Source organism: Bilophila wadsworthia ATCC 49260 (assembly GCF_000701705.1).
GTDB lineage: Bacteria > Desulfobacterota > Desulfovibrionia > Desulfovibrionales > Desulfovibrionaceae > Bilophila > Bilophila wadsworthia.
This window is the reverse complement of sequence record NZ_JNJP01000047.1, coordinates 22120-30883: the sequence shown is the minus strand read 5'-3', so window position 1 is coordinate 30883 and position 8764 is coordinate 22120. Positions and strand designations below refer to the sequence as shown.

Annotated in this window: 9 protein-coding genes; 5 read left to right on the top strand and 4 right to left on the bottom strand. The window is 60.8% G+C overall.

Translation table 11 applies throughout. The annotated features are described in order from the left end of the window. Positions 1–189 precede the first annotated feature (189 nt). The 5 genes from T370_RS0114590 to T370_RS0114570 all read left to right on the top strand — a co-directional run bounded on the left by T370_RS0114590 (position 190) and on the right by T370_RS0114570 (position 6354). Positions 190–1101, top strand: coding sequence for a DMT family transporter (locus T370_RS0114590; protein WP_005030034.1), 912 nt, complete (start codon positions 190–192; stop codon positions 1099–1101). A gap of 582 nt (positions 1102–1683) precedes the next feature. Beyond that, a complete protein-coding gene (locus T370_RS0114585; RefSeq protein ID WP_005030036.1) occupies positions 1684–2910 on the top strand; it encodes an HlyD/EmrA/EmrK family protein in 1227 nt (408 codons plus the stop codon). Beyond that, entirely contained in the window at positions 2907–4436 is a 1530-nt protein-coding gene (locus T370_RS0114580) for a DHA2 family efflux MFS transporter permease subunit (RefSeq protein ID WP_029436149.1), read from the top strand. The genes T370_RS0114585 and T370_RS0114580 overlap by 4 nt, the downstream gene beginning before the upstream one ends. A gap of 8 nt (positions 4437–4444) precedes the next feature. Continuing rightward, the gene (locus T370_RS0114575) at positions 4445–5047 is read left to right on the top strand and encodes a TetR/AcrR family transcriptional regulator (RefSeq protein ID WP_005030041.1); all 603 of its coding nucleotides are present in this window, start codon (positions 4445–4447) and stop codon (positions 5045–5047) included. Positions 5048–5802: 755 nt separating this feature from the next. Further along, positions 5803–6354 carry a hypothetical protein gene (locus T370_RS0114570; RefSeq protein ID WP_009369058.1) on the top strand — a complete coding sequence of 184 codons (552 nt, stop codon included), beginning with the start codon at positions 5803–5805 and terminating at the stop codon, positions 6352–6354. 289 nt (positions 6355–6643) lie between these two features. Here T370_RS0114570 and T370_RS0114565 read toward each other — a convergent pair whose 3' ends face one another. From T370_RS0114565 to T370_RS24445, 4 genes are read right to left on the bottom strand one after another with little or no spacing between them, the layout of a single operon-like run. Further along, positions 6644–7231 (bottom strand): formyltransferase family protein, encoded by a 588-nt coding sequence (locus T370_RS0114565; protein ID WP_029436148.1) that lies wholly within the window; start codon positions 7229–7231, stop codon positions 6644–6646. Beyond that, complete coding sequence (locus tag T370_RS0114560; protein ID WP_029436147.1) at positions 7228–8367, bottom strand: ABC transporter ATP-binding protein; 1140 nt, start codon at positions 8365–8367, stop codon at positions 7228–7230. Before T370_RS0114560 ends, T370_RS0114565 begins: the two co-directional genes overlap by 4 nt. After that, the gene (locus tag T370_RS25540; RefSeq protein ID WP_169739156.1) at positions 8364–8537 is read right to left on the bottom strand and encodes a hypothetical protein; all 174 of its coding nucleotides are present in this window, start codon (positions 8535–8537) and stop codon (positions 8364–8366) included. Before T370_RS25540 ends, T370_RS0114560 begins: the two co-directional genes overlap by 4 nt. Further along, positions 8503–8703: a Com family DNA-binding transcriptional regulator gene (locus tag T370_RS24445; protein WP_081847563.1), complete on the bottom strand. Its 201-nt coding sequence runs from the start codon at positions 8701–8703 to the stop codon at positions 8503–8505. The genes T370_RS25540 and T370_RS24445 overlap by 35 nt, the downstream gene beginning before the upstream one ends. Positions 8704–8764 lie beyond the last annotated feature (61 nt).

Here is an 8764-nt window from a genome sequence, read left to right as displayed (position 1 = left end):
GAGAGGGAACCTTTCTGGAGAAAGGTTCCCTCTCCCCTCCCCAAACCCCACCCCTCTCTCTCCCAAGACTTTTGCGTTTATCGAATCCTTGTTCGCGGCCTTGCTTCGGCGCGGGTTGCCTTTGGGACAAGACGTATTGCACAGCGGCCTCCGTGCCGGAGAAGCTGGCCCCCCGCAGGAAAAACAGCCATGAGCACACCCTTTGCCAGAGGCCCCCTTCTGATCCTTCTGGGGGCCCTGTGTTTCAGCACCACGGGGACCGTCCAGGCCCTGTCCCCGGAAGGGGCGACGCCCTACGTCATCGGCGCGCTGCGTATGCTCGTCGGCGGCCTGGCCCTGCTCCTCTGGTGCGCGTTCCGGGGGGAGCTGCCCCGGTTCTGGCGCTGGCCCATGCGCTGCGTCGTGCCTTCCACCCTCGCTCTGCTCGGCTTCCAATTCTTCTTTTTCCGGGGTGTGCTCGAAGCCGGGGTCGCCGTGGGCACCGTGGTCGCCATTGGCTTCTCGCCCATCGTCGTGGCCCTGCTCGGGTTGATCTTCCTGCGCGAAAAGCCCGCCAAGGCATGGTATCCCGCCACCGGGCTCGCCCTGATCGGTCTGATCCTGCTCAACGCCGACGCCGTGGGCGGGGCCAGCTTCGCGGGCATGGCCTTCCCCCTGCTCGCGGGGTTCTCCTACGCCTGCTATTTCGTGTTCAGCAAGCCACTGGCCCAGAACGCCGCGCCCGGATCCGTCATGATGGTCCTGTGCCTCCTGAGCGGGCTGTGTATGCTGCCCGTCTTCTGGATCTACCCGGCGGCGTGGCTGGCGACGCCCGTGGGCGCGCTCGTGGCCCTGCATCTCGGGGTCGTGACCACGGCCATCGCCTTTTCCCTCACCCTCGCCGGGCTCAAGGTGACGCCCGCCGCCACCGCCTCGACCCTCAGCCTCGCGGAGCCCCTCTCCGCAGCCTGCCTCGGGATCTTCTTTCTCCATGAACCGTTGTCCCTGTCCGCCGCCGTGGGGATCGCCCTCATCTTCGGCAGCGTCCTCATCCTCGTGGCCTGCCCGTCCGGACAGCCTCCCCGTGAGAGCGCCGCGCGGCTCCGTCCGCAAGGCCGATGAGCCCCCTTTTGCCGTGGCGCGGGCGGGTCCCCACGGCGGGGTCGCCCTGATCCCGATTTGCCGGGGCATGGGATGCCCCATGCCGCCGGGCCCGCCCGGGACAGGCACACGCGGCGTACCCCGGTGCCCTCAAACGTTCCTCCCCCACACCGACCGGGAAGGCCCCCCGCCCGGTTGCGCGGGCACCCCGTAGAGCAAGCCTCACAGCCCGCAGCGTTTTTTCCATCGTTTCCCATGTCGAGAGGCCGTCCTTAACCGTATGCCGGGACGGGACGCGCCACGGCTCCACGTACCCTCCGGCTCGCGGCGCACAGGGCCGCGCAAGAACACCCTGAAAGGCCCCGGCTTACATGCCCTAAGCCGTGACTCCGAACTGGCCTGAGCGTTCCGCGCCAGCCCGCCACGAAGACGCCCCTCCATCGTCCGCGCAGGCGGACCCGCCGCGGCACGGCGCCCCGCGCGCCAAAAACCGATTGACGGTGCGCGGGGCGTGGTATAAAACTGACCGGTCAGTTCAATTTCTCCCATAACATGTGAAAATAGTGGCAGTTCAGGGAACCATGCACCACGCGGGAGCCTCTCATGACGACAGACGAAAATCTTTCCATGACCCCGGACAACGACAAGGCTCCGCAGCGGCGCAAACGCCCCCGCAAGGGCCCGATCGTCGGCTTCCTGCTTTTGCTGTTCCTGCTCGCGGGGATAGGCGCGGGCGCGTGGTGGTATCTGTTTCTGCGTTTTGAGGAAAGCACGGACGACGCCTATGTCGCCGGCAATGTGCTGCGCATCATGCCGCAGGTGAGCGGCAAGGTCGTCGCCGTGGATGTGGACGACAACGACATGGTCGCCGCCGGGCAAACGCTCGTGCGCCTTGATCCCGTGGACGCCCGCCTTGCCTATGAGCGCTCCCTCGTGGCGCTGGCTTCCGCCGTGCGCGACAACTGCCGCCTTCAGGCGCAGCTCCGGGAAACCGAGGCCGCCATCCGGATGCGCCGGGTGGATCTGCGCCAGAAAGCCGACAACCTGACCCGGCGCGAGGCGCTGGGCAAGGCCAAAGCCATTGGCGCGGAAGAATTGAAGCACGCCCGCGACGACCGCGAGAATGCCGCCGTGGCGCTCGCCGCCGCCGAAGAGGAACGCAACGCGCTTGCCGCCGTGCTGCTGGATACCGGGCTCGCCGAGCAGCCCGCCGTGCGCCAGGCCGCCGCCAACGTGCGCGACTGCTGGCTCGCGCTCCAGCGCACCACCGTCCTGAGCCCCGCCGCCGGGCAGATCGCCAAACGCGGCGTGCAGGCTGGCGAAGTCGTATCGCCCGGCACCCCGCTCATGACCGTGATCCCCCTGCACCGCCTGTGGATCGACGCCAATTTCAAGGAAGTCCAGCTCCACAAGATGCGCATCGGCCAGCCCGCCGTGATCCGCGTGGACATGTACGGCGGCGACGTCACCTATCATGGCCGCGTGACCGGCTTCTCCGCCGGGACGGGCAGCGCCTTCTCCCTCCTGCCGCCCCAGAACGCCACCGGCAACTGGATCAAGATCGTCCAGCGCGTGCCCGTGCGCATTGAAATCGACCCCGCCGACCTCAGGGAACACCCCCTGCTGGTGGGCCTGTCCGCCGTAGTGAAGGTCGACACGTCCGATACATCGGGGCGGCTCCTCGCCGCCTCGGCCCGCACCGAACCCGTGCCCGGCGATCTCGTCTCGCAGGCCCCCGCCGTCGATTTCGCCCCCGTCGAGGCGACCATCTCCGGCATCATCCGGGACAACGCCCTGCCCGGCGTCTGCCCCGTCCAGGGCAAGCCATGAGCGGACGCGCCCAGCCCCTGCCGCCGCTTCAGGGCGGGATGCTCGTCATCGCCACCATCGGGATTTCGGTAGTCACGGCCATGACCGTGCTCGACTCCACCATCGCCAACGTCGCCCTGCCCACCATCGCGGGCAACCTCGGCGTGGCGTCTTCGCAGGGGACGTGGGTCATCACCTTCTTCGGGGTCGCCAACGCCATCGCCATCCCGCTCACCGGCTGGCTCGCCCGGCGCATGGGCGAGGTGCGGCTGTATTTCTGGTCCACGTTCCTGTTCGTCGTGGCCTCGTTCCTGTGCGGCATATCCAGCAGCCTCGGGATGCTCATCATCTGCCGCATTTTGCAGGGGGCCGCCGCCGGGCCGCTCATCCCGCTTTCCCAAAGCCTCCTGCTGGCCTGCTATCCCCGCGAGAAACGCGGCATCGCCCTTTCCCTGTGGTCCATGACCATCGTGCTCGCGCCCATCCTCGGGCCGATCCTCGGCGGGTATATCTGCGACAACTATACGTGGAACTGGATCTTTTTCGTCAACGTACCCGTGGGGGCCGTGTGCCTCGTCGCGCTGCGCATCCCCATGGCCGGGCGCGAGACGGCCACCGCCAAGAACCCCATCGACACCGTGGGGCTGATCCTCCTCATCATCGGCGTGGGCTGCCTCCAGCTCATGCTCGACGAGGGCAAGGACAAGGACTGGTTCGCCTCCGGCTACATCGTGATCCTCGGCGTCCTCACGGTCGTGGGGCTGGTGCTCCTTGTGGCGTGGGAGCTCACCGAAGAGCATCCCGTGGTCGACCTCTCGTTGTTCCGGCACCGTAACTTCACCGTGGGCACAATCTGCATCAGCCTCGGGTTCCTGTTTTATTTCGCCGGGGTGGTCATGATGCCCATGATGCTCCAGACGCGGCTCGGCTATACCTCCATGTGGGCCGGGCTCTCCCTCGCGCCCATCGGGATTTTCCCGGTCTTCCTCTCGCCGCTCATCGGGCGGTTCGCGCAGCGCATCGACATGCGGGTCATCGTCACCATGAGCTTTCTGGTTTTCTCGGCGGCCTTCTACCTGCGCACCCTGTTCTCGCCGGACGTCGATTTCGCCTTCGTCCTCTGGCCGCAGGTCGTACAGGGGATCGGCGTGGCCATGTTCTTCATGCCGCTTACGAGCATCATCATTTCGGGGCTCGACGCCAAGGACATCGCCAACGCCTCCAGCCTCTCCAACTGCACCCGCGTGCTGGCGGGCTCCATCGGGTCGTCCCTCGCCACCACCATGTGGGAACGGCAGGAAGCCCTGCACCACGTCCGGCTCACCGAGTCCATCAACCCGTTCAACCCGGCGGCGCAGCACGGGCTCAACCAGCTCACGCAGATGGGCCTCTCGCCGGAACAGGCCAAGGTCTGGGTCGCCAACGAAATCACGCGGCAAGGGTTCCTGCTCGGGTTCAACGAGCTGTTCTGGCTGGCGTCCATAGCCTTCATCGGGCTGGCCGGGCTGGTCTGGCTGTCCACACCCATCAACAAGAAAACCCGGTAGGCGGACGCATGGCACAACAAACGAAATGCCGGAAAAAGACGGAAGCGCGCCGGGAGGCCATCCTTGACGCCGCACTGGAAGAATTCGCCGCAAAGGGGTACGCCGGAGCGCGCATGGAAGACATCGCCCGGCGGGCCGGGGTCGCCAAGGGCACGTTGTATCTGCATTTCGGGGATAAGGAGGGGCTGTTCAACGGCCTCGCGGAGTCTGCGTTCGCGCCCATGCACGCGCTGGCCAAGGAGATCCTCGACGACAAGACGCCGACCCTGCGCGAAAGGCTGCTCCGTTTCTGCGGGCCGATGCTGGATGAACAAGGCTGCTCAAGGACGGCGCGGATCATCAGGCTGGTGTGGGCAGAAGGGCTGCACAACCCCAAGCTCGTCGCGCCGTTCTACCATGGGCTCGTCGCCCCGATCCTCGAGCTGCACCGGGAGAACCTGCGCCTCGCCGCGCATGAGCACCCGCACCCGGCGCTCCAGCGGTTCCCGCAGCTTCTCGTCTCGCCGATCATGCAGGGGCTGCTCTGGCAAGGGATGTTCAAGGACAAGGCCCCGCTCGACGTGAAGGAACTGTATATCGCCTATCTCGACATTATCCTGCCGGAAAAATAAGGGATTTATGTATAAGGCAGACAGCCGCGCCTCCCGAAGCCCCGGGAGGGTGCCGCAAGCGGGTTCCTGCGGAAACTTGGGGTTTTCACGCCGGAAACGCGGTAAGGCTTCCCTGAAAACGTCCTTTTTTTCGCCTCTGACAGATTTGAAAGCCAACAAATTGTAGATCTCTAACAGACTATCATGTATTTATAAACAGGTATTTCTCATTACGAGGGGTGGCTACGCTTTTCCCCGATTGCGCCGGAAGTCTTTCGCGGAATAGACAGCGGCCCCTCCCTTCTCCCCTTTTGTGAGTGTAACGCGCCAGACAATTTTGTGTACAACGCCGTTTAGTTTTGGTATGAAAAATTTGGAGTAGAGGATACTATGGCATACCGTATGCAGAGGGTCCCGTACCGGGGCATTTCCGCTCAAGATAGAGCACTCGCCTTTGGCGAGCAGACGGTTACAGTGTGAACAGCGAATTTCTCGGGTTTTCTCCGTTGTTATTATCCATCTTATACCCCCCCTCACCTTTACCTGTTTTTGTTGCACCCCGTCACGGCACAACATAGGCGGAAATTCTACATGGTGCGTTATCACCATGTGGGGTCGTGGTTCGGCATGTCCATACCGGATGTCAGCACCAGTTCCCCACTGGTGTCAAGGGAGATATACTACCCCCAAAGGTCAGTCATGGTAATTTCATGAAAAGAGTGTAGACCTAAAAATAAAAAAACGCCCGGAAAAGGCGTGTTCTATGCGAGGAAAATATGGATGATTTTGACAGTAAGCGGGCGAGTGAAGTCTTCTTGGAATGTTCTGATTTACTCTCCGGAAAGTCAGATAGGGAAATTGCTATTATCGGCGTTGCTTATATTGAAGACATCTTGACGAACATGCTTGAAGCAAGGATTGTACCCGGCAGTATAGACCTGAAACGAGAAGATTCTTTTTCCTTCAAAGTCAACCTTGCCCGTGCTGTTGGACTTCTGAGAAAAACAGCTTACGATTCATTAAAAAATATTTCACACATTAGAAATAAATTTGCCCATGATTATTCAAAGAAAAATTTGGATGATGAAAAAATATCATCCAGAATTGATGTTATATTTCAATTAAATAAAGAAATTTTTGAAGCTGTGAAAAATGTCGCTGAAGAATCAATCAGCGAAGAATATAAAGAAGAACTTGATGCTCTCCTAAAAAATAAGACATATAGAATGCGGATTGTTATAGCCTGCGCGGCAGCGGGCCTTTCAGGGGCTTTGCCGAGCGTCGAACAGCTTGAGGAACCACAGGAAGTTCTTGATTCATATCATTAGCCGCAACCTGAACAGCCGTTAATCTTGCCGTTTATGTTGCTGGTCACGTTTAAAGCCTGCCTATCATTATGGCCCCGTGAACTAATACGCGCGTGATTTGCGGCACGCTTTTTTGCCTTTTCCTTATGCTTCGGGTTTTGGGTATGGCTACACTTCAATCGCAGGCGCTTGCGCCATGACTGTTGATGCGCGCGATAACCCCGCCTCTAGCGGCATGATAACTTCGACAAAAACCGAATTGCAGATTCCGCAATAAAATTACAAAGGCGGGGAAGTTCCCCGCCTTCTTTTATGCCTTCAGCTTTCGCGTTGTGAATGCCGGTTCCCACGTCGCTATACGTTCGTCCTGCGGTCTGGCTCGGGGTCGCCCTCCTGTTGCTAGCCGTGCCACCGTTCCAGTGAGTAGCCGAACTCCGATAGGCGCGAGGGAACGCCGCCATACTTCCGGGGCGGTTTCACCGGGCAGGACATGGCACCATTCCTGAGCTTCGATCGGCCCTGTGTCCGCGCCGTCGTCCATCCAGTACACGGTCCCGCCCGTTATCGGGTCACGCATAGCCACTGCCCATTTGACGGCATCCCGCCCTCTATGACGGGGAAGTAGCGAGGGGTGATACGCTAGAACACCAAGCCCGCACCGGCTACGAACGGCGGCGGGGATATACCGCTGGCAATGTGCCGCAACCGCCATGTCACACCGAGGGAGCGCGTCCATATCATTATATAAGGGGATGTCCAGCTTAAAGGCCGTCCGGCGTAGCGCATCGGGCGTTTCGGTGTCCGGGCATACAGTAACAACATCAACGCCGGGGAGAGCCGTAATGGCTTTAAGTACTTCGGCGGCGAGCCATTTCTGCCCAAAAAGTACAATCTTCATGCCACATCCTCACCGAGATACCGGAAACCCTGCACGGCCCGAAAGTGTCCGCCATATCCAACCGCCGCCCATGTTCCGCCAAGACGTTGCCTCGAGTTGATCATGGAATTATGACACCTGAGCTTGTCTTCGCCGTAAAATCTGGCGGAAACCTGCGTCCATAGCGGGCTCCGGCGTAGGGCCGCCGCAAGTCCCGGATGCGACGTGTGGAAAAGCGTCCGCATCGGTTTGCCGTATCGATTTTGCCCACGCCTCCAAAGAGCGCAAACGGCATTAAGGAAGCGAAGGCCGACGCCCGCGCCTTGCCACTCCGGCAAAATAACCAGTCGGCACGCCCGCGCTTCCCGAAGTCCCGCCAGCGTCGAGACGGCCACATGAGCCACAGGCTGATCGTCCACAAATCCGACGTAGTTTGTGGCGGCCACCATGTGCGGCACCCTCAGATAGTGATGCGGCTCAAAAAGCGGCCAAAATCGCCAGTTGGTTTGGAATATGTCGAGATCGATTCGGGGACGTTGAAGACACCCCCGTGTCCAGCGGAAATCGCCGGTTGCGGTATCGAAAACCCAATCGGGGGCGAGCCAGTCAATAATATCATAATGACATGAAAGAAGAACGGCCTGCCCACCAGTGCGCCGCCATGCCTTTGCAAAGGCTGACGCGCCTATCCGGGCAATTTGACGGTCGACCACGCTGGTAAATTCGTCAATCACGACGTGCTCCGGGGCTTCGCAGACGATACGGGCAAGAGACGCCCGGAACTTTTCTCCGGTCGAAAGGACGTGGTACGGACGGAGCCATGACGGAACGTCGCCAAGGCCGACGGCGGAAAGTGCCGCCGTCACCTGTTGCCAGTCACCACCCTTGAAATCTGGAGCAATGGCGTCAACAATAGGGGCGTCCGTTGGCCATACTTCAGAGCCGCGCACCGCTTCCGGCCCCCAGATGCGAGAGCCAAGGGAAGACTTGCCGGAACCCGACGGGCCGACGATAAGTCCGATTTGCCACGGTTCCGCGTCAAGCGGCAATTCCGCCTCAAGCCGAAAGTCGCTGGCTTCGGCATTGAAGAGAGATCGCACGCAGGCGGCGCGGTATGACTGATAGTCCGGACTTTCGTGGTGGATGGTGATCTTCATACGCGTACCACCCGGCATTTGTAGCCTTCTCCGCGCAGGCGCTCATACACCCGTCTATGCTCTTCCTCGTCTTTACAGATGACGATGACGCCAAAGCGGGGCCTGTACTTGAAACCGTTGACGCCGGGCGCATTATCAGCCAGCGGCAGGAGAGCTTTGTTCTGTGGCATGGTTTGACTCCGATTTTTCGGAGATGGGGCTCTTGACCCTCATAGTGACGACTTGAATGTGATTATACGTTCCACACCGGCACTTGACCATAAATCTAAGTGCCGTCCCTGTTCCCAACAATCGGCCGCATTTGCCGCACCTGATTTCCCTGTCCGCGCACTCCATCTTTTGATTGTCCTTACCTTGCGCCCCCGCCCCCGTCCTGATATGCGTTTACATGCTCGCG